The sequence below is a fragment of the Egicoccus sp. AB-alg6-2 genome, assembly GCF_041821025.1.
Classification (GTDB): Bacteria; Actinomycetota; Nitriliruptoria; order Nitriliruptorales; family Nitriliruptoraceae; genus Egicoccus.
The window spans coordinates 1-1,050 of sequence record NZ_JBGUAY010000021.1; the positions used below are offsets into that span (position 1 = coordinate 1).

1 protein-coding gene is annotated in these 1,050 nt (G+C 65.5%); it reads right to left on the reverse strand.

Going from position 1 to position 1,050, the window contains the following annotated elements; genetic code table 11:
- Positions 1 to 31: 31 nt before the first annotated feature.
- Positions 32 to 1,050, reverse strand: a 1,019-nt coding sequence (locus ACERMF_RS17720) for an ABC transporter ATP-binding protein (protein WP_373670479.1), incomplete at its 5' end; no start/stop codon positions are given.

A 1,050-nucleotide genomic window follows, 5' to 3' on the forward strand; every position in this document is an offset into this window, starting at 1 on the left:
CGGCCGGGGACGGGCCGTAGGTGGTGGTCGGTCAGCGCAGGGCGAGGCCGGTGTCGGGGTCGAAGAAGTGCATCTGGTCGGTGCGGAAGCCGACCTCGATGTGGTCGCCGATCTTGGGGGGGTTGCCGGGTTCGAAGCGGGCGGTGAAGGTCTGTCCGCCGGTTTCGGCCTGCCGCTTGAGGTCTTCGAACGCTTCGTCGTCGTCGATGGCTTCTTTCATGTCATCGGTGACCACCGGGGGGGTGTCGGTACGGAAGTGGACCAGCATCTCGGCCCCCAACATCTCCACCAGGGTGACCTCACGTCCGCGCCACACCTGCCCGGGGGCGACCTCGTCGACGGGAGCGAAGTGTTCGGGCCGCATCCCGATCACCACCGGCCCCCCGGCACGATCGGCAACCTTGGGATAGCGGTCGAGCGCATCGACGGGCACCTCCAACCGTGACGCGCCCCGGTCGAGCTCGACGTAGACCCGCCCGTCGTCTTTGACCAGCGTGGCCGAGGCGATGTTCATCGACGGCGAGCCGATGAACCCGGCCACGAACAGGTTGTTGGGCTCGTTGTACAACTTCTGCGGCGCGTCGACCTGCTGCAACTTGCCCCGCATCAACACCGCGACCCGATCGCCCATCGTCATGGCCTCGATCTGATCGTGCGTGACATACACGGTGGTGACCCCAAGCCGGGCCTGCAACGCCGCGATCTCGGCCCGCATCTGCACCCGCAACTTCGCATCCAGGTTCGACAACGGCTCGTCCATCAAAAACGCCTGCGGCGAACGCACGATCGCCCGGCCCATCGCGACCCGCTGCCGCTGCCCACCCGAGAGCGCCTTGGGCTTGCGGTGCAGATACTCGGTCAACCCCAAGATCTCGGCCGCGTCCTTGACGCGGCGGTCGATCTCGTCCTTGGGCGTCTTGGCCAACTTGAGCGCGAACCCCATGTTGTCGGCCACACTCATGTGCGGATACAGCGCATACGACTGAAACACCATCGCGATGTCGCGTTCCTTGGGCGAGAGATCATTGACCACCTGATCCCCGATGTACA